The sequence below is a fragment of the Cellulomonas marina genome, from assembly GCF_900111925.1.
GTDB lineage: Bacteria > Actinomycetota > Actinomycetes > Actinomycetales > Cellulomonadaceae > Cellulomonas > Cellulomonas marina.
The window spans coordinates 36,977-56,842 of record NZ_FOKA01000003.1; the positions used below are offsets into that span (position 1 = coordinate 36,977).

General features: G+C 76.7%; 16 protein-coding genes. 9 read left to right on the plus strand and 7 right to left on the minus strand.

Translation table 11 applies throughout. The features are described 5' to 3' along the window. Nucleotides 1–54: 54 nt before the first annotated feature. On the plus strand, nucleotides 55–1,716 hold the full coding sequence (locus tag BM048_RS04255) for a DNA repair helicase XPB (RefSeq protein ID WP_090031033.1): 1,662 nt from the start codon (nucleotides 55–57) through the stop codon (nucleotides 1,714–1,716). Here BM048_RS04255 and BM048_RS04260 read toward each other — a convergent pair. Then, on the minus strand, nucleotides 1,704–3,599 hold the full coding sequence (locus tag BM048_RS04260) for an RCC1 domain-containing protein (protein WP_090031034.1): 1,896 nt from the start codon (nucleotides 3,597–3,599) through the stop codon (nucleotides 1,704–1,706). The two genes, BM048_RS04255 and BM048_RS04260, sit on opposite strands and share 13 nt — an antisense overlap. A gap of 214 nt (nucleotides 3,600–3,813) precedes the next feature. After that, on the minus strand, nucleotides 3,814–7,548 hold the full coding sequence (locus BM048_RS04265; protein WP_175499263.1) for an RCC1 domain-containing protein: 3,735 nt from the start codon (nucleotides 7,546–7,548) through the stop codon (nucleotides 3,814–3,816). Nucleotides 7,549–7,786: 238 nt separating this feature from the next. Between BM048_RS04265 and BM048_RS04270 the strand changes: the two genes are divergently transcribed. The 7 genes from BM048_RS04270 to BM048_RS04300 all read left to right on the plus strand — a co-directional run bounded on the left by BM048_RS04270 (nucleotide 7,787) and on the right by BM048_RS04300 (nucleotide 14,710). Then, nucleotides 7,787–9,895: a TPM domain-containing protein gene (locus BM048_RS04270; protein ID WP_175499265.1), complete on the plus strand. Its 2,109-nt coding sequence runs from the start codon at nucleotides 7,787–7,789 to the stop codon at nucleotides 9,893–9,895. Between the two features lie 155 nt (nucleotides 9,896–10,050). Beyond that, nucleotides 10,051–10,812, plus strand: coding sequence for a PspA/IM30 family protein (locus BM048_RS04275; RefSeq protein ID WP_090031037.1), 762 nt, complete (start codon nucleotides 10,051–10,053; stop codon nucleotides 10,810–10,812). Between the two features lie 99 nt (nucleotides 10,813–10,911). Further along, on the plus strand, nucleotides 10,912–11,640 hold the full coding sequence (locus BM048_RS04280) for a response regulator transcription factor (protein ID WP_090031038.1): 729 nt from the start codon (nucleotides 10,912–10,914) through the stop codon (nucleotides 11,638–11,640). Beyond that, nucleotides 11,637–13,127, plus strand: coding sequence for a sensor histidine kinase (locus BM048_RS04285; protein WP_090031039.1), 1,491 nt, complete (start codon nucleotides 11,637–11,639; stop codon nucleotides 13,125–13,127). Before BM048_RS04280 ends, BM048_RS04285 begins: the two co-directional genes overlap by 4 nt. A 54-nt stretch (nucleotides 13,128–13,181) precedes the next feature. After that, nucleotides 13,182–13,892 (plus strand): HD domain-containing protein, encoded by a 711-nt coding sequence (locus BM048_RS04290; RefSeq protein ID WP_090031040.1) that lies wholly within the window; start codon nucleotides 13,182–13,184, stop codon nucleotides 13,890–13,892. A gap of 135 nt (nucleotides 13,893–14,027) precedes the next feature. Continuing rightward, complete coding sequence (locus BM048_RS04295) at nucleotides 14,028–14,318, plus strand: WXG100 family type VII secretion target (protein WP_090031041.1); 291 nt, start codon at nucleotides 14,028–14,030, stop codon at nucleotides 14,316–14,318. Nucleotides 14,319–14,416: 98 nt separating this feature from the next. Continuing rightward, nucleotides 14,417–14,710 carry a DUF4031 domain-containing protein gene (locus BM048_RS04300; RefSeq protein ID WP_090031042.1) on the plus strand — a complete coding sequence of 98 codons (294 nt, stop codon included), beginning with the start codon at nucleotides 14,417–14,419 and terminating at the stop codon, nucleotides 14,708–14,710. Here the strand turns inward: BM048_RS04300 and BM048_RS04305 are convergent. From BM048_RS04305 to BM048_RS04325, 5 genes are all read right to left on the minus strand, one after another. Next, a complete protein-coding gene (locus BM048_RS04305; RefSeq protein WP_090031043.1) occupies nucleotides 14,707–15,120 on the minus strand; it encodes a hypothetical protein in 414 nt (137 codons plus the stop codon). The two genes, BM048_RS04300 and BM048_RS04305, sit on opposite strands and share 4 nt — an antisense overlap. A 235-nt stretch (nucleotides 15,121–15,355) precedes the next feature. After that, entirely contained in the window at nucleotides 15,356–16,981 is a 1,626-nt protein-coding gene (gene groL, locus BM048_RS04310; RefSeq protein WP_090031044.1) for a chaperonin GroEL, read from the minus strand. Nucleotides 16,982–17,270: 289 nt separating this feature from the next. Further along, nucleotides 17,271–17,474 carry a cold-shock protein gene (locus tag BM048_RS04315; protein ID WP_090031045.1) on the minus strand — a complete coding sequence of 68 codons (204 nt, stop codon included), beginning with the start codon at nucleotides 17,472–17,474 and terminating at the stop codon, nucleotides 17,271–17,273. Between the two features lie 145 nt (nucleotides 17,475–17,619). Then, complete coding sequence (locus tag BM048_RS04320; protein ID WP_139224293.1) at nucleotides 17,620–18,315, minus strand: LytR C-terminal domain-containing protein; 696 nt, start codon at nucleotides 18,313–18,315, stop codon at nucleotides 17,620–17,622. A gap of 122 nt (nucleotides 18,316–18,437) precedes the next feature. Then, the gene (locus tag BM048_RS04325) at nucleotides 18,438–18,803 is read right to left on the minus strand and encodes a DUF3263 domain-containing protein (RefSeq protein WP_239078599.1); all 366 of its coding nucleotides are present in this window, start codon (nucleotides 18,801–18,803) and stop codon (nucleotides 18,438–18,440) included. Between the two features lie 204 nt (nucleotides 18,804–19,007). Between BM048_RS04325 and BM048_RS04330 the strand changes: the two genes are divergently transcribed. After that, nucleotides 19,008–19,679: a uracil-DNA glycosylase gene (locus BM048_RS04330; RefSeq protein WP_239078600.1), complete on the plus strand. Its 672-nt coding sequence runs from the start codon at nucleotides 19,008–19,010 to the stop codon at nucleotides 19,677–19,679. Nucleotides 19,680–19,866: the final 187 nt, after the last annotated feature.

Below are 19,866 nucleotides of genomic sequence, written 5' to 3' on the forward strand. Positions count from 1 at the left end.
CGCCCGTCCCCCACTCCCTCCCACCGCTACTCCCTCCCACCGCTGGAGCCCCGCGTGCCTGACGGCCCCCTCATCGTCCAGAGCGACAAGACCCTCCTGCTCGAGGTCGACCACGAGCAGGCGGCGGCGTGCCGCCGCGCCATCGCGCCGTTCGCCGAGCTCGAGCGCGCGCCGGAGCACGTGCACACGTACCGGCTGACCCCGCTCGGTCTGTGGAACGCGCGCGCCGCCGGGCACGACGCCGAGCAGGTGGTCGACACGCTGCTGGAGTACTCGCGCTACCCCGTGCCGCACGCGCTGCTCGTCGACGTGGCGGAGACGATGTCGCGCTACGGCCGGCTGCAGCTCGTCGCGCACCCCGTGCACGGGCTCGTGCTGCACGCGCTGGACCCCGCCGTCCTGGCCGAGGTGCTGCGCTCGAAGCGGACCTCCGGCCTGCTGGGCGAGCGGATCGACGCCACGGACGTCGTCGTGCACCCCTCCCAGCGCGGGCACCTCAAGCAGGTGCTCGTGAAGCTCGGCTGGCCGGCGGAGGACCTCGCCGGGTACGTCGACGGGGAGGCGCACGCCATCTCCCTCGCGCAGGACGGCTGGACGATGCGGCCGTACCAGGAGCAGGCGGTCGACAGCTTCTTCCACGGCGGGTCGGGCGTCGTGGTGCTGCCCTGCGGCGCCGGCAAGACGATCGTCGGCGCAGGGGCGATGGCGCGGTCCTCGACGACGACGCTCATCCTCGTGACCAACACCGTCAGCGCCCGGCAGTGGCGCGACGAGCTGATCAGGCGGACCTCGCTGACCGAGGACGAGATCGGGGAGTACTCCGGCGCCCGCAAGGAGATCCGGCCGGTCACCATCGCGACGTACCAGGTCCTCACGCTCAAGCGGAAGGGCATGTACCCGCACCTGGAGCTGCTGGACGCGCGCGACTGGGGTCTCGTCGTCTACGACGAGGTGCACCTGCTGCCCGCGCCCGTGTTCCGCATGACGGCGGACCTGCAGGCCCGACGACGCCTCGGTCTGACGGCCACGCTCGTGCGCGAGGACGGCCGCGAGGACGAGGTCTTCAGCCTCATCGGGCCCAAGCGGTTCGACGCGCCGTGGAAGGACATCGAGGCGCAGGGGTACGTCGCGCCCGCCGAGTGCGTCGAGGTGCGGCTCACGCTGCCGGACACCGCCCGCATGACCTACGCGACGGCCGAGCCGGAGGAGCGCTACCGCCTCGCGGCGACCGCGCCGGGCAAGAACCGCGTCGTCGAGAGTCTCGTGGCGCGCCACCGGGGCGAGCCGACGCTCGTCATCGGCCAGTACCTCGACCAGCTGCACGAGCTGGCGGAGCACCTGGGGGCGGACCTCATCACCGGGGAGACGCCCGTCCGCGAGCGCCAGCGGCTCTTCGACGCCTTCCGCACGGGCGAGATCTCGACGCTGGTGGTCTCCAAGGTGGCGAACTTCTCCATCGACCTGCCGGAGGCGGCCGTCGCGATCCAGGTGTCGGGGTCCTTCGGGTCCCGGCAGGAGGAGGCCCAGCGCCTCGGTCGGATCATGCGGCCGAAGGCCGACGGGCGGACCGCCCACTTCTACACGGTCGTCGCGCGCGACACGGTGGACCAGGACTTCGCGGCGCACCGGCAGCGGTTCCTGGCCGAGCAGGGGTACGCCTACACGATCGTCGACGCGGAGGACCTCGAGCAGGGGTCGACCGGTCAGCGCGTGTAGGTCCAGGCCCCCGACAGGCGCGTCCACGGGCCCGGCGTGCCGTCCGGCTGGACCGTGCGCACGGTGACGTCGACGACGCCGGGGGCGCGCGGCGGGGACACGACGGAGACCAGCGCCGGCGCGAGGCGCGTCAGCGCGGTGCCGTAGGTGTACCCGACCTTCACCCCGACGACCGTCAGCGGGCTGCGGGCGGCGACGGCCTCGTCGCGCCAGGTCGTCGTGCCGTCCGCGAGCTGGCCGGCACCGTTGGCGCCCCAGCCCGACAGCGACCCGTCCGCCCCGACGACGAGGGACAGGTGCAGCCCGCCGTCCACCGCGACGGCGGCCGCACCGGGGGTCAGCGCGACGGGCTGCCGGACGGGCACGAGGTTGCTCGTGCCGCCCTCGTCGTCGGAGCCGCAGAAGTCCGCGCCGTCGTACCGGCAGTCGATCCGTCCCCACCACCACGCGCCCCCACCGGCGTCCACGCCCAGCGCGTGGTCGAACCCGGCGCCGAGCCGGGTCAGCCGCACGCCGGACGGCAGCGCGACCCGCACGGGCGCGAGCCGGTCGGTCCGCGAGCCGTCGCCCACCTGGCCGGCCACGTTGTAGCCCCAGCCGTAGGCGGACCCGTCGGAGGACAGGGCGTGGCCGTACCCCGCCCCGGCCGCGACCGCGACGACGCGCGCGCCGGCCGCCACGGGCACCGGGACGCGCACCGGTGAGCGGCGGTCGACGCCGGTCCCGTCGCCCAGGGCCCCCGCGACGTTCACGCCCCAGCCGACGACGGCGCCGTCCGCGCCGAGCACGAACGTCGTGTTCGTGCCGACGTCCACCGCCGCCGCCCGGACGCCCGCGGGCAGGGCGACGCGCACGGGACGCGTCCGCGCGGTGGCCGTGCCGTCGCCGAGCTGGCCGAGCGCGTTCTCGCCCCAGGTCCACACCGCGCCGTCCGTGGTGACGACGACCACGTGGTACGGCCCGGCGTCGAGCCCGGCGACCCGCACCCCGGCCGGCAGCGTCAGCCCGGCCCGCGTCGGCGCGGCGAGCTCGCGCGGGGCCTGGCCGTCGCCGGCCGAGCCGTACCCCCACACCCACACGGACCCGTCGGAGGCGGCGGCGAGGCTGAGGTTGGCGCCGGCGGCCACGGCCGTCACCCGCACCCCGGCGGGCAGCGGCAGGGGGACCCGCACGGGCACGGTCGACGCGCTCGTCCCCGTGCCGAGGCCCGACCAGCGCGCCCCCCACGTCCACACGGAGCCGTCGTCGGCCAGCCCGAGGACGGCGTCGCCGCCCACCTGCACCTGCGTCCACGCGGCACCCGGCACCGGCACCCGCAGGGTCGTCCCGCCGGCCGCCGGGCCCGACGAGGGCGTCACCGCCGCGGGTGCCCCCGCGGCGGCCCGGACCGGCACCGAGTAACCGGTGGTCGCGCTGCCGGAGGCGTTCGTGGCCCGCAGGACGACCGTCGCGGTGCCGGCCGTCGTCGGGGTGCCGGACAGCACGCCCGACGCGTCGAGCACGAGGCCGGCCGGCAGGGAGCCCGAGACGACGGCCCAGCGCGTGGGGCCCGTGCCGCTCGCGGCCAGGACGTAGCGGTACGGCACGCCGACCGTGCCCGTCGTCGGCGCCTGCGACGTGACGGTGACGGGTGCGGTGGCGGCGGCGGTGGCGGCGGCGGTGCTGGCGGCTGAGGCCGCGGTGGCGGCAGCCGCGGTCGTGGCAGCGGCCGGGGCGGCGGCACCCGCGGCGCCCGCGCCCGTCACGAGGAGGCCCGCGGCGAGCGCCGTCGCGGTCAGCGGGCCGACGAGGGCACGCCGTCGCCGGTGCGACGCCGCACCGGTCCGTGCCGTGCGCGGCGCGCCCCGCGCGCCCGTCGCTGTGGTCGTCCCGTCCTCGCGCACGGCGCCTCCCTCGGCCCGGCCGCGGCCCCCGCTGCGGCACCGGGGAGAGGCTCGCAGCCCCCACGGGTGAGCGGGAGGGACCGAGCGGGTGAGAAGCACACCCGGACGGGTGAAACCGCGGCGCACGTCTCAGCGCCGGGCCCGCACGCCCGACGCCGCGGGAGCCGGAGGGCGAGCGCAGGACGCGAGCAGAGGACGCGAGCCGAGGACTGCGTCAGGGGGCGGTGACGGTGAAGGCCCGCAGCGACCGGCTCGTCGGGCCCGGGGTGCCGTCGGCGTAGTCGGTGGTCACCCGGACGTCCACCGTGCCGGCCGGCAGCGCGGGCGTCAGCACGGACACCCGTGCGGGGCCCGCCGCGGTCAGCCCGGTGGCCGCCGCCGTCCCCAGGACGACGCCGGTCGCCGTGACGGGCTGCGCGGCCCGGACCGGGGTGGAGAACTCGACGGGGCCGCCGATCGCCCCCTCCGGCGGCCCTTCCGGCGGCCAGTCCCAGCGGACCCCGTCGGCCGTCACGCCCGTGGCCGCCGTGCCGTCACCGCGCCCGCCCACGGTGACCCACGTCAGCCGGGGCGGCACGACCTCGCGGATCGGCGCGGGTCGGGCCGTGCCCCAGGCCCACAGCACCCCGTCGGTGCCGAGGGCCCGCACGGACGTCCGCCCGCCGGGGACGGGGGTCGTCAGCGCGATCACCCGGACGCCGACGCCGTCGGGCAGGTCCAGGGCGGACCGGTCCGGCACGGTGCTGTCCCCCAGCACCTCGTCCCGGCCGAGCCGGCCGTCGTCGCGCCCCCAGCCCCACACGGACCCGTCCGACGCGACGAGGAGGGTGTAGCCGTCGCCCGCCTCCACCGCGAGCGCCCGCACACCCGCCGGCAGCGCTGGCCGCACCCGCACGGGGACCGGCTGGTCCCCGGCGTCGCCGCCGTCGCCGAGCTGCCCGACGTCGTCGGCGCCCCAGGTCCACACGGACCCGTCCGTGGCGACGACCGCGCCGGCGTCCGTGCCGGCCGTCACGTCGCGGATGCGCACACCGGTGGGCAGGGCGAGCGCCAGCCGGACGGGCGTCCGCACGGTGGCGGACTCGACGACCGACCCCAGCCGCGATCGCGTCTGGGTGCCCCACGCCCAGAGGCTGCCGTCGCCCGAGGCCACCGCCACCCAGGTGTAGCCCGCGCTGATCCCCGTCGCCCGCCGGCCTCCCGGCAGCGGCACGGCCGTCGGCACGGCGTCGACGTCCAGCACGGACGTGCCGAAGCCGGGTTCCGCGCCGGTCAGGCCCCACCGCCACACCGTCCCGTCCGACGCGAGCGCCACCGACCCGTAGGGACCGGCCTCGAGGGCGGTCACGCGGACACCGGCGGGCAGGGCCAGCCGCACGGGACGCGGCACGTCCCGCGAGGGCGTGGAGCACGCGCCGATCTCGAAGCGCTCGTCGCCCGGCACCCAGACGCCGCCGTCGCCGAGCTGGCAGTACTGGTTGTCGCCCCAGGCGTAGACGGTGCCGTCGCCCGCGAGCGCGAGGGTGTGGTCCGGGCCGGCGACGACCGTGCGCCAGGCGCCGCCCGGGACGTCGACCGTGACCCGGGTGCCGCCCGTCGGCGGGCCGCTGCGGGGCGACACCCCCGGGGCAGCGGCCCCGGCGGCCACGACGACGACCGAGAAGGAGGCCTCCGAGGAGCCGAACGGCGAGGTGACCCGCAGCGTGTACGCCCACGTGCCGGCGCCCGTCGGCGTCCCCGCCACCGTCCGCGCGGCCGTGTCCAGCCGCAGGCCGGGCGGCAGGGCCCCGGCGACCAGCGCGAACGTCGTCGCGCCCTGGCCGCTCGTCATCAGCGCGTGCCGGTAGGCCGTGCCCACCGTGCCCGACGCGGGCACGGAGGTGATCCGCGGGACGTCGCCGGCCGTGAACGTCCAGGTCGTGGTGGCCGAGCCCCAGTCGTCGACGACGCGCACCGTCGCGGTGCTGGTGCCCGCGGCGGTGGCGGTGCCCGTGACCGCGCCGGTCCGCGCGTCGAGGACCAGGCCCGGCGGCAGCGCGCCCGCCACGACGGCGAAGGCGGGCGCACCGGTCGCGGTCACGGCCGGCACCCAGGCGTAGGGCGTCCCGACCGTGACCAGCGACGGCTGCCCCGAGGTCCAGACGGGGTTCGTCCCGCGGTAGGTGTACGCGCCCGCGTGCCGGGTCACCGGGCCCGGGGAGCCGCCGGCCAGGGTCGTCCGCAGCACCACGTCGACCGTCCCGGCGGCGTGCTCCGGCGTCACGGCGACGGCGCGCGCGACGTCCACCGGGCGCACGCCGGTCGCCGGCACACCGCCGAGCTCCACCGCCGCCGGCACCACGGGTACCCGGGTGCGCACGGGCGTCGCGCGGTCCGTCGTCGTCCCGTCCCCGAGCGCGCCCGACCGGTTGCCGCCCCAGCCCCACGCCTCCCCCGCCGGCGTGCGGACGAGCACGGTGTCGAACCCGGCCGCGACGGCGCCCGCGGCCACACCGGCCGGCAGCGGGACCGGGGCCGGCGTCGCGGCCGCCACGTCGCCACCCGGCCGCCACCGACGCACGGCGCCGTCCGAGGAGAGCGCGAGCACCTCCCCGGTGCCGAGCACCTCGGTGGCGGTCAGCGCGACCCCGGGCGGCAGGGCCGGCACGGTCCGGACCGCCGGTGCGCTGCCGAGCGACCACACCGCGCCGTCCGTGCCGCGCACGACGAGCAGCGGGGCGTCGCGGTACCCGAGGGGGAGGTCGACCTCGGCCGCGGCCACGGGCAGCGGCACGCGCACGGGCCCGCGGGACAGGTCCAGCACGGTCCCGTCCGGGGCCAGGAGCGGCGTGCTGCCGCCCCACGCCCAGACCGACCCGTCCGCGGCACGGACGGCCGTGCGGTCCTCCGTCGTCGCGACCTGCGTGACCCGCACCCCGCCCGGCAGCGGCAGCGGTGCCGGGACGGGTCGCCTGCCGTCGCCGGGGACACCCGTCTCCCCGGCGTAGCCGTAGCCCCACGTCCACAGGCCGCCGTCGGACGTGCGGACGACGGACGAGGTGCGACCGCCGTCGACCTCCACCGCCCGCACGCCGGCCGCCAGGCCCGGCAGGTCGACCCGCACGGGCCGGAAGAGGATGAGGTCGCCGTCGGGCACGAGGGCACCGCTGTCGTTCCAGCCCCAGACCCAGACGGAGCCGTCCGTGGCCACGGCGCGGGCGGCTCCCGTGCTGCCCTGCACCTCGACCGGCGTGACGCCCGGGGGCAGCGCGAGCGGCACCACGCCGGGCGTCGTCGTGACCCCCTCGGAGGAGACGATGTCGTTGTAGGGGTACTCGTCGCCGAACCGCCAGGTGCCGCCGGCGCCCCGCTCGCCGCGGCTGCCGTCCCCCCAGGACCACAGCGTGCCGTCCTCCGTGAGGCCGTACCCGGTGCCGACGCCGAGGGACACCTGCGTGAAGCGGGCGCCGGGGACGTCGACGAGGACGGACGCCCCGCCGCCGATCCGGCCCGCCGCCGGCTCCACGCCGCCCGGGGCGCGGCCCGCGTCCACCACGCGCAGCGTGACGCGCAGGTCGGCCGGGGCGGCCGCCGCCGCCGACGTGGCCGTGACCGTGACCGTCCGGGCCCCCGCGGCCCTCGGCGCGCCCGAGACCACGCCGGTCGCCGCGTCGAGGACGAGGCCCGCGGGCAGGGAGCCCGCCGTCACCGCGAAGCGCTCGTCGGCGGCGCCGGCGGCGTCCAGGTCCACGCGGTAGGGCTCGCCGACGCGGCCCGTCCCGGGCAGCGGGGTCGTCGCGTCGAAGCGGAGGCCGGCCGGGGGGTCGGCCGCGACCGCGCCCGGGGCGCCGGTCGTCAGCGCGAGCGTCGCGACGAGGGCGGCGACGACCCCGCCGACGAGGACCGGAGCAGGCCGGGCGAGCGCCGGGCGTCGCCGGGGTCCCCCGTCGCGGCGCCGCCCGTCCGTCACCCCGCCCCTCCGCGTGCGCCCGCCCGCGACCCCGGAGACCTCGAAACCCGTGCCGACACCCATGTCGCCCGCCCCCGCCCGCTCGACCCTGGGCGGACCGTAGCGCTCCGGTGTGACCTGCGTCACCCCTTCAGGTGGTCGAGCGCGGGCGCCCGGTCACGCTCGCGTCCGCTGCGGGCGGAACCGGGGGCCGTCCCCTTCCGTTGTGCGGGTGCCCGGTCTGAGAAAGGATCGACCCGTGCTGCCCGTCCGTCGTCGCAGGTCCCGCCCGTTCCTCCTCCTGGCGACGAGCGCGCTCGCGCTGCTCGGACCGGCGGCAGCCGCGACGGCGGCGGTCCCGGCCGCGGACCCGATCGCCGTCTCGGCGGACCTCACCGACGAGGCGGGCGTGATCGCCGACCCCGCCGCCGTGCAGGACGCCCTGGACCAGCTCAAGGCGGACACGCCGTACCAGCTCTACGCCGTGTTCGTCGACGACTTCGGCGGGGCCGACCCCGTCGCGTGGGCGCAGGAGACGGCCGCGCTGTCGACCCTGGGCGAGGACGACCTCCTGCTCGTCGTCGCGACGGAGGCCCGGCGGTACGCGCTGGCCCCGCAGGAGCCGGCGGGCGAGATCGAGCGGGCCGAGATCGACGTCGTGCAGGCCCAGGTCGAGGACCAGCTGTCGGTCGAGGACTGGGACGCCGCGGTCATCACCGCCGCCACGCGGCTCGACGAGGCGGCGCAGGGGGACATCGCCGGGGGCGGTGGGCTCGGCTTCGGCGGGCTGCTGGTCGGCGGCCTCGTCGTCATCGGCGGGATCTACGCGGTGACCCGGCTGGGCTCGCGCCGCAGGGCCGGCGCGGGTGCCGGCGCGGGTGCCGGCGCAGGTGCCGGCGCGGGCACGGGTGCGCCGCCGGCCCCTGCGGCCGCCCCGGGCGGCGACGGGCTGGACGCCCTGCCGACGGAGGACCTCGACGCGCGCTCGTCGTCGGCGCTGGTCCGGATCGACGACGCGCTGCGGACCTCCGAGCAGGAGCTCGGGTTCGCGCAGGCGCAGTTCGGCCCCGACGCGACGCGGGAGTTCGAGACGACTCTGGCGCGCGCCAAGGAGCGGGTGACCGAGGCGTTCCGCCTGCGGCAGACGCTGGACGACGACATCCCGGACACCCCCGAGGAGGTCCGCAGCCGGGCGCTGGCCATCCTGCGGACCTGCCGCGGCGTCGCGGCGGACCTCGACGCGCAGAAGGAGGGCTTCGACCGGCTCCGGGACGTGCAGTCCCGCGTCGGCGACGCGCTGGACGCGCACGAGCGGACGGTGCGGGCCCTGCACGGCCGGGTCGACCCGGCCCGCGCGACCCTGGCGGCCCTGTCCGCCCGCCACCCCGCCACCGCGCTGGCGTCCGTGGCGCACAACCCGGACCAGGCGCGCCTGCTGCTCGACGAGACGGCGACGACGATCGCCTCCGGGCGGGAGGCCGTCGCCCGCGAGGACCGGGCCGCCGCGGTGGCGTACGCGCAGGCCGCCGAGGAGGCCCTCGACCAGGTCACCACGCTGCTCGACGCCGTCGACCGGGCGGGCGCCGACCTCGCCGCGGCCGGCTCGCGCCTCGAGGCGGGCATCGCGAGCATCCGCGCGGACCTGGCCGACGCCGAGCGCCTCGCCGGTCCGCGCGACACCGCGGTCGGCGCCCGCGCCGCCGACGCGCGCGCCGCGGTGGAGGTCGCGGAGGCCGCGCGGCGCGGGTCGGGCGACCCCATCGCCGCCCTCCAGGGCCTGACCGACGCGGAGGCCGCGCTCGACGAGGCGCTGGCGCCCCGGCGGGAGGCGCGCGAGACGTCCGCCCGCGCCCGGGCGCAGGCCGTCGAGACGCTCACCCGGCTCGACGCCGCGCTGCAGGGCGTCGGCGACTACGTGCAGACCCGCCGTGGGGTCGTCGGGCCCGAGGCGCGCACCCGCCTCGCGGAGGCCCAGCGCCTGCGCCGGCGCGCCGCGGACGGCCTGGACACGGACCCCGCCGCCGCCCTGTCGGCCGCGCGCGCCGCGGAGGAGCGGGTGCACCAGGCGGCCACGCTCGCCCAGGAGGACGTGCGCCGCGCGGAGGAGCGCGAGGACGAGATGGCGATGGGTGGTGGGTACGGCGGCGGCTACGGCGGCTACGGCCGGCCCCGCGGCCGCGGGCGCGGCTACGGCGGTGGCGGGGGCTTCGGCGGCGTCGGCGGCATGGTCCTCGGCGGCATCCTGCTCGACTCGATCCTGCGCGGGGGCGGCGGGTTCGGAGGCGGGGGCGGCTGGGGCGGCGGCGACGGCGGCGGATTCGACGGCGGGGGCGGCTTCGGCGACGGGGGCGTCGGCGGAGGCTTCTGACCCCGCGGCCCGCAGCATGAGGCAGCACCCGGCGGCGCCGGCCGGCACGGGCACCACGAGGCACGACCACGCACCACCTGGCACGGGCCGGCACCGACCGGCGACGACGGGCGACCCGCGACCGCGGGCGCACGGCACGAGGAGGAGACGCAGGGATGACCGAGAAGCAGAGCATCTTCGGGCGCATCGCCCAGCTCGGGCGCGCCAACATCAACGCGCTGATCGACCAGGCCGAGGACCCGCAGAAGATGCTCGACCAGCTCGTGCGGGACTTCACGAACTCCATCGCGGAGGCCGAGAAGGCGGTCGCACAGACGATCGGCAACCTGCGCCTGGCGGAGCAGGACCACGCCGAGGACGTGCGGGCCTCGCGCGAGTGGGGCCAGAAGGCCCTCGCCGCCTCACAGCGTGCCGACCAGTACCGCGCTCAGGGCGACGCCGGCAACGCCGACAAGTTCGACAACCTCGCCAAGGTGGCCCTCGGCAAGCAGATCACCGCCGAGAGCGAGGCCCGCGAGGCCGAGCCCGTCATCGCCGCGCAGCGCGAGACGGTGGACAAGCTCAAGACCGGCCTGGCCACGATGAAGGACAAGCTGGGCCAGCTCAAGACCCGTCGCGACACCCTCGTCGCCCGGCAGCGCTCCGCCCAGGCCCAGCAGACCGTCCAGACGGCCATCTCCTCCATCAACGTCCTGGACCCGACGAGCGAGCTGGCGCGCTTCGAGGACAAGGTCCGCCGCGAGGAGGCCCTCGCGCTCGGCCAGTCCGAGGTCGCCGCGTCGTCGCTGGACGCGCAGTTCGCCGAGCTCGAGACGTCCTCGGAGCAGATCGAGATCGAGGCCCGGCTCGCCGCGCTCAAGCAGGGCCAGCTCGGCGCGGGCCCGTCGGCCCAGCCGGCGCAGATCGAGCAGTACTGAGCGCCCAGTACTGAGGGACGCGGACGCGCCGCCCGCACGGGCGGCGCGTCCGCAGGCTGCTCCCAGGCGGCTTCCAGACACCCCTCGCACACTGGGGGCATGAGCACCAGCGCCGCCCCGTCCGAGGCCCGTCTCCTCGTCGTGGACGACGAGCCCAACATCCGCGAGCTGCTGGCGACGTCGCTGCGGTTCGCCGGCTTCGAGGTGCACGCGGCGGCCGACGGCGGCGCCGCGCTGCGCCTGGCGCGCGAGACCGAGCCGGACCTCGTCGTCCTCGACGTCATGCTGCCCGACATGGACGGCTTCACCGTCACCCGGCGCATGCGGGAGAAGGGCCAGCACGTCCCCGTCCTGTTCCTCACGGCCCGCGACGACACGGCGGACAAGGTGCAGGGCCTGACGGTGGGCGGCGACGACTACGTCACCAAGCCGTTCAGCCTCGAGGAGGTCGTGGCCCGCATCCGCGCCATCCTGCGCCGCACGCGCCCCGGGGGCGACGAGGGCCAGGACGTCCTGCGCTACGCGGACCTCGAGCTCGACGACGACTCGCACGAGGTGCGCCGCGCGGGCGTGCCCGTCGAGCTGTCGCCGACGGAGTTCAAGCTGCTGCGGTACCTCATGCTCAACCCGGGCCGCGTGCTCTCCAAGGCGCAGATCCTCGACCACGTCTGGCAGTACGACTGGGGCGGGGACGCCAACATCGTCGAGTCCTACATCTCCTACCTGCGCCGCAAGATCGACCAGGTGACCGACCCCGCCGGCCACCGGCTCCCGCCGCTCATCCACACCCGGCGCGGGGTCGGGTACCTGCTGCGCGAGCAGCCGTGACGCAGGTCCTCCCCCGGCTGCGCGCGCGCTGGGACGAGGTCCCGCTGCGCGTGCGGCTCGTGGCGCTCGTCGTCGTCCTGCTGCTGGTCGGCCTGTCGTTGGCCGGTGCCGTGAGCTCCTTCCTGCTGGCGCGCACGCTGGCGGGGCAGGTCGACGACAAGCTGCAGTCCGAGGGCGGCCGGCTGGCCGAGACGGCCTGGCGCAACGCCGTGGCGAGCTCGTCGGGTATCGGGGGCAGCACGGGCCTGCCGACGGACTACTGCGTGTGGGTGTCGGTGCCCGGGTACCTGCCGGTCTACTTCCGCTCCTCGTCGGCGGAGGAGTACGGCACGCCGGACCTGCCGACGCTGACGGCCGAGCAGGCGACCGCCCGCGCGGGCGAGCCCTTCACCATCCGCTCGGACCACGCCGGGTCGACGTGGCGCGCGGTGGCCTACCCCGTCGTCTCCGGCGGGGCGGACGTCGGCACGGTCGTCGTCGCCCTGCCGCTCGGGGAGGCCAAGGCGACGGCCGACACGATGCTGCTGGCGGTGCTGCTCAGCGGCGTGTCGATCGTCGTGCTGGGCGCGCTCGTCGGGGGCTGGGCCGTCCAACGGTCGCTGCGGCCCCTGCGCGACATCGAGGCGACCGCCGCCGCCATCGCCGCGGGTGACCTGTCCCGCCGCGTGCCGACCGCGCCCCCGGGCACCGAGGTGGGGCGGCTCGGCGGCGCGCTGAACGGCATGCTCGGCCAGATCGAGCGCGCCTTCGACGCCCGGACGGCCTCCGAGGCCCGGATGCGGCGGTTCGTCGCCGACGCCTCCCACGAGCTGCGCACCCCGCTGGCCGCGATCCGCGGCTACGGCGAGCTGTACCGGATGGGCGCCATCACGCGGCCCGAGCAGCTCGAGGACACGATGCGCCGCATCGAGGGGTCGGCCACGCGGATGGGCACGCTGGTGGAGGACCTGCTGTCGCTCGCCCGGCTCGACGAGCAGCGTGAGCTGGCGCGCGCGCCCGTGGACCTCACGGTGCTGGCCGCGGACGCGCTCGCGGACCTGCACGCCCTCGACCCCGCCCGGCCGGTGCGCATCCTCGCGCTGCCGGAGGGCGCCCCGTCGGGCCCCTGCGTGGTGCTGGGCGACGAGGTGCGGCTGCGCCAGGTGCTGGCCAACCTCGTCGGGAACGTCGTGCAGCACACGCCGGCCGGCGTCCCGGTCGAGCTCGCCGTGGGCACCGACCCGGCGCTCCCCGGGGCCGGGGTGCTCGAGGTGCGCGACCACGGGCCGGGCATCCCGCCCGAGCACGCGGCCCGCGTCTTCGAGCGGTTCTACCGCGTCGACGCCTCCCGCGGCCGGGCGTCGGGCGGGGCGGGGCTCGGGATGGCCATCGTCGCCGCGATCGTCGAGGCGCACGGTGGCACGGTCGGCCTGCAGCCGACGCCCGGCGGCGGCACGACCGTCCGGGTGGTCCTGCCCACGCCTCCCCCCGGCGAGGCGGCCGGCTGAGGCTACGATGGCACGTCCGAAGATCGACCGCCGTCCTGCAGAGGTTGCTCCACCATGGGCGTCCACGACGCACCCGCCTGGCTGCTGACCGCCTTCGTCCGCAGCACCCAGGAGGCCGGAGCCACCGCCCCGGTCGAGGAGGTCCGCCGCCGGGGCGAGGAGCTCCTGGCCCGCTGGTCCGACCCGGAGCGCACCTTCCACAACCTGCGCCACCTGGCCGACGTGCTCATGCGGGTCGACGAGCTGGCGGAGGAGACGCACGAGCCCGACCTCGTGCGCCTGGCCGCCTGGTACCACGGCGCCGTCTTCGACGCGGGCTGGAAGCGCGACGCGCAGCGCCGCGGCGGCGAGGACGAGCACGCCAGCGCGCTGCTGGCGCAGCAGGAGCTGCTCGCGCTCGGCGTGCCCGAGAAGCGGGCGCAGCGCGTCCACGACCTCGTGGCGACGCTGTGGCGGCACGCGCCCGACCCCGCCGACGTCGACTGCTCGGTGCTGTGCGACGCAGACCTGGCGATGCTGGCCGCCGAGCCGCAGCGGTACAAGACGTACGTGCAGGCCCTGCGGGCGGAGTACGCCCACGTGCCCACGGAGGACTTCCTGCGCGCCCGCCTGCGCATCGTGCACAAGCTGCTCGAGCGGCCGCGCCTGTTCGCGAGCCCGCTCGGCGCCGGGTGGGAGGAGCCCGCGCGGCAGAACCTCGCCGCCGAGGAGCAGCGCCTGCGCAAGGAGCTCGACGCGCTCCTCGCGCAGCCCGCGCAGGCCTGAGCCGTCCCCAGCCCGCGCCGGGCGCCCGGCGCACACCCGTTCCCCGGCGTCCCGACCGACGGCAGCCCTGCCCGCCTAGCGTCCGGCGGTGCGCGGCCGCCCGGCCGTGCGACGGACGAGGGGACGGAGCACGGCATGAGCCGGTACGAGGTGGACAGCGAGGCGCTGGCGGCGTCGGCGGCGCGGGTCGCGGGGATCACGGAGGGGTTGCGCGCGCAGGCCGAGGCGCTGCGGCGGGAGCTGGCGACGCTGGAGGGGTCGTGGCGCGGGGCCGCGGCCGCCGCCTGCGCCGAGGCCGTCACCACCTGGGCCGGGGCGCACGCGGCGCTGCAGGACAGCCTGGCACGGATCGAGGCGGCGCTGGGCAGCGCCGCCCGCACCTACGGCGACGCGGACGCCTACGCCGCGCGCCTCTTCGCGGGCTGACGAGTCCGCCGGCCGGGTCGACCCGCCCGCCGACCGCGGCGCCGGCACACCCGCTGATCGGCGCGCCGGCGGGCGGGCGACCTGCCTACGCTGCCGGGATGAGCGTGCTCGTCGACCCGCCGCTGTGGCCGCGGCACGGCACGCTCTGGTCGCACGTCGTCAGCGACGCGTCGCTGGCGGAGCTGCACGCCTTCGCGGAGCGCGCCGGGCTGCCGCGGCGGGCCTTCGACCGCGACCACTACGACGTCCCCGCCGAGCGCTGGGACGAGCTCGTCGGGTTGGGAGCCCTGCCGGTCGGGACGCGCGAGCTCGTGCGGCGCCTGCGGGCCTCCGGCCTGCGCGTGCCGGCGCGTGACCGCCGGCCGCTCGAGCGTCCCGGGTCGGGGCGCTAGCCCTCCACCTCCGTCGCGTCGTCGTCGCCCCGCGCCCGCGCCACCCGCTCGCCCCAGGCCGTCTCCAGGCTCTCGAGCACCAGGTAGACGATGCCCGCCACGAACGGCGCAACCAGCCACACCGTGACGTGCGACGTCGCGCGGGCGAGCAGCCAGGCCGCACCGAGACCGCCGAGCACCGACAGGACGTTCATGCTCGTCCCGAGCGCCAGGACGCGCGTGCGGTGCTGCGGCATGGCGGTCCGGAAGCCGCGGGAGAGCACGGCCTCGAGCACCGTGAAGGACAGGGACGCCCCCACGGCGTACAGCACGATCCGGATGGTGTCCGGCGAGCCCTCCTCGGCCTGCAGCAGGCCGAACGTCACGGTCACCAGGATCGAGAAGCCGAAGGTGGTGCTTTCGCGTCCCACGGTGCTCCGCAGCGCCCGCCCGACAGGGCCGCCGCTGGGAGCTCGGCTGCCGTCGCCCATGGCCTCCCCGCCCGTCGTCCCGCGCTCGTCGACCCACGCCCCCCGACCGGTGCCGCCTCCTCATCCCACCACCGACGACGACGGGCCGCCCACCCGGAGGTGGACGGCCCGTCGTGCTGGTCGTGCTGGTGTCAGGCGCCGCCACCGGCGCCCGTCACCGCGGGGACCGGTCGGCTCAGAAGCCGCCGCCGAAGTCCTCGCCACCGCCGGGCGCGGCCGGGGCGGCCTTCTCCGGCTTGTCGGCCACGACGGCCTCGGTGGTGAGGAAGAGCGCGGCGATCGAGGCCGCGTTCTGCAGCGCGGAGCGCGTGACCTTGACCGGGTCGTTGACGCCCGCGGCCAGCAGGTCCTCGTACTCGTTGGTCGCGGCGTTGAGGCCGTGGCCGGTCGGCAGGTTGCGGACCTTCTCCGCCACGACGCCGCCCTCGAGCCCGGCGTTGATCGCGATCTGCTTGAGCGGCGCCTCGATGCCGAGCTTGACGATCGCGGCACCGGTGGCCTCGTCACCCTCGAGCTCGAGCTTCTCGAACGCGAGCTTGCCGGCCTGGATGAGGGCCACGCCACCACCGGCGACGATGCCCTCCTCGACGGCGGCCTTCGCGTTGCGGACGGCGTCCTCGATGCGGTGCTTGCGCTCCTTGAGCTCCACCTCGGTGGCCGCACCCGCCTTGATGACGGCCACGCCGCCGGCGAGCTTGGCGAGGCGCTCCTGCAGCTTCTCGCGGTCGTAGTCCGAGTCGGAGTTCTCGATCTCGGCACGGATCTGGTTGACGCGGCCGGCGATCTGCGCCGCGTCGCCCGCACCCTCGACGATCGTCGTCTCGTCCTTCGTCACGACGATCTTGCGCGCCGTGCCGAGGACCTCGAGGCCCACCGTGTCGAGCTTGAGGCCGACGGTCTCGGAGACGACCTGGCCGCCCGTGAGGATGGCCATGTCCTGCAGCATCGCCTTGCGGCGGTCGCCGAAGCCCGGGGCCTTGACGGACACGGACTTGAAGGTGCCGCGGATCTTGTTGACGACGAGCGTGGCCAGGGCCTCGCCCTCGACGTCCTCGGCGACGATGAACAGCGGCTTGCCGGCCTGGATGACCTTCTCCAGCAGCGGCAGCAGGTCCTTGACGTTCGAGATCTTGGACTCGACGAGCAGGACGTACGCGTCCTCGAGGACCGCCTCCTGGCGCTCCGGGTCGGTCACGAAGTACGCCGACAGGAAGCCCTTGTCGAAGCGCATGCCCTCCGTGAGCTCGAGCTCCAGGCCGAGGGCGTTGGACTCCTCGACCGTGATGACGCCCTCCTTGCCCACCTTGTCGAGGGCCTCGGCGATGAGGTCGCCGATCGCCTGGTCGCCGGCGGAGATGGCGGCCGTGGCGGCGATCTCCTCCTTCGTCTCGACCTCCTTGGCCTGCGCCAGGAGCTGCGTCGTGACGGCCTCGACGGCCTTCTCGATGCCCTTCTTCAGGGCGATGGGGTTGGCGCCGGCCGCGACGTTACGCAGCCCCTCGCGCACGAGCGCCTGGGCGAGCACGGTGGCGGTGGTGGTGCCGTCACCCGCGACGTCGTCCGTCTTCTTGGCGACCTCCTTGACGAGCTCCGCACCGATCTTCTCGTACGGGTCCTCGAGGTCGATCTCCTTGGCGATGGAGACGCCGTCGTTGGTGATCGTCGGCGCGCCCCACTTCTTGTCGAGCACGACGTTGCGGCCCTTCGGGCCGAGGGTGACCTTCACGGTGTCGGCCAGGGTGTTCAGACCCCGCTCGATGCCGCGACGGGCCTCCTCGTTGAAGGCAATGATCTTGGCCATGGGGCTATCGATCCTTCGCTGGGTTCCTGGGTCGGCCGGTCGGTGCCCGCGACGGACGGACCCCCGCCCGCGGTCACGTCCCGCGGCCGGGCGCCCTCACCTGGCGGCCGGTGGTTCTGTCACTCTCCACCGGAGAGTGCTAGGTCAATGGTTAGCACTCGACCCCTGCGAGTGCAAGCGACCGACCCACCACCGGACGCGCCACGGGCCGCGACCCGTGGGGTCGCGGCCCGTGTCTCACGCGTAGGGTGCCCGTCGTCCCGGCCGGAAGACCGGAGGTCGGCCGGGGTCAGACGGGGCGCACCTGCTCCGCCTGCGGGCCCTTCGTGCCCTGCCCGACCTCGAAGTCGACCTCCTGGCCCTCCTCGAGCGACCGGTAGCCGTCCACCTGGATGGCGCTGTAGTGGACGAACAGGTCCTGCCCCCCGCCGGCCGGGGTGATGAAGCCGTACCCCTTCTCGGCGTTGAACCACTTCACCGTGCCTTGCGCCATGCCCGTGCTCCTCGCGTCGTGCTCGCGTCGTCCCTCCGACGCTCCCGCCGCGCCGGTGCCCAGACAGTAGTGGGACATATCGCCCGCGCGACAGACCCCGGACGGACCCCGTGAGCGGGTCCCGGCGAGGGCTGCGTCACGTCCGTCAGGACGGGTCGGACAGCAGCACCACGACGACGTCGCCGCCGGCCGTGGCCGCGTCGAGCGCCACCGCGTCGACGCCGAGCGTCGAGGCGACGAGGGCCGCCGTCGCCGCCTGGTCGTCCGTGGAGTAGAGGACCGTGCTCGCGGACAGCCCGCCGCGCGAGCGGTTGCCCGAGGTGACGTCCGTGAAGCCCGCGTCCTCCAGGCGGTCCGCCTGCCGGCCGGCCAGCCCGGTGATGCCGGTGGCGTTGAAGACCTGCACGGTCGTCGACAGGTCGGGCTGCGGCGCGGGCGGCTCCGTCGGTGTCGGCGAGGGCGCCGGCTCCGTCGGCACCGCCTCCGTCGGCGTGGCCGCGGGGTCCGCTGCCGGCTCGGACGCGGCGGGGTCGGCGGCGCCGTCGGTAGCACCGTCGGTGCCCTCGTCGGCGCTCCCTCCCGTGGCGCCCTCGTCGGTCGCACCCTCGTCGGCCGTCGAAGTGACGCCCGGGACGAGGCCGGGCAGCGCCGTCGGCGTGCCGGAGCTGAACTGCCAGGACACGAGCGCGACCGCCAGCGCCGCGAGCACGAGGGCCGTCACGAGGAAGGGCGCCCATCGGACGAGCGCCGGGCGAGGGGCGCGGTGGGCGCCGCGGGGGCCGTCGGGGTCCGGCGCGGCGTCGAACTCGTCCTCGGGGTACGGGTAGCCGGCCGTGCTCACGGCGGACAACCTAACCGCTCGCCCCCCGCCGCCCGCGCAGGCGCCGCCGGTACGGCCGACCCCCGTCGCTGCCGAGTCGCTGCCGAGATCGCCGCCTGGTCCGATGCCCGGGGCGGCGCCCGTCAGCCCTCGGTGCCGAGCCGCCGCGCGGTGCGCGCGCGCTGCCGCGACGAGCGCATCCGTCGCAGGCGCTTGACGAGCATGGGGTCGTACGCGAGCGCCGCGGGGTCGTCGAGCAGGGTGTTGAGCACCTGGTAGTACCGCGTCGAGGACATGTCGAACAGCTCGCGGACGGCCTGCTCCTTGGCACCGGCGTACTTCCACCACTGCCGCTCGAACGCGAGGACCTGCTGGTCGCGCTCCGACAGGCCCGACGCCTCCGCCCCCGGCAGCCGTCCGCCGTCGAGCTCGTCGGCCAGTGCCGTCGCGCCCGCGGTCGTCGGGGCGTCCCCTGCCGTGCCGGCGTCCGTGCCCTGCGTCGCGTCCATCCCTCGCCCTCCCTCACGTCCGCCGTGCCCTGCGTGCCGCGGTCGTGGTCGCGGACCCGGCCGGGGGATCGCTCTTCCCGTGCTACGGGCCGGAGATCCTCCCACGCGTGGCAGCGGTCTTGTCGTCCCGCTCGACTGTAGGAGTGAACCACACGGGTGTCATTCGACAGGCCCGGCCCGGGCGCGACGGCTACCGTGCCGGGCGTGGAGCTGGACGCGCTCGTCGCACCCGACTGGGCCGCCGCCCTCGCCCCCGTCGAGGAGCACGTGCACGCGGCCGGCCGCTTCCTGCGCACCGAGCTCGCCGCGGGGCGCACGTACCTGCCCGCGGGCCCGGACGTGCTGCGGGCGTTCCACCGGCCCCTCGCCGACGTGCGGGTGCTCGTCGTCGGCCAGGACCCGTACCCGACGCCGGGCCACGCCGTCGGGCTGTCCTTCTCCGTGCGGCCCGACGTGCGACCCCTGCCGCGGTCGCTCGCCAACGTGTTCCGTGAGCTCGTCGACGACCTCGGCGTGCCGGCGCCCGCCACCGGCGACCTCACGCCCTGGGCGGACCAGGGCGTCATGCTGCTCAACAGGGTGCTCACCGTCCGACCGGGCGCGCCCGCCTCGCACCGCGGCCGCGGGTGGGAGGCCGTCACGGACCGCGCGATCGCCGCGCTCGTCGAGCGCGGCGGGCCGCTCGTGGCGGTGCTGTGGGGGCGCGACGCCCAGGCGCTCGGCCCGGCGCTGGCCGGGGTGCCGCAGGTGCGCAGCGTCCACCCCAGCCCCCTCTCGGCCTCCCGCGGGTTCTTCGGCTCCCGGCCGTTCTCGACGGTCAACCGCCTCCTCGCCGAGCAGGGCGCCCCGCCGGTCGACTGGACCCTGCCGTCCTGACCGGGCCCGCCTCCTGCCGGGTCCCGCGGCACCCGCCCCGTCGCACGCACCCCGCCGCACTCATCGCCGCGCCCACCCCGCCGCGCTCGCTCGAGCCCCTGTGGCGGGCCGGTGCGGAGGGTCGACGGGACACCGGCGTGCCGAGGGCGACACGCCGTCCCCGACGGCCCGGACCGAAGCGCTCCGC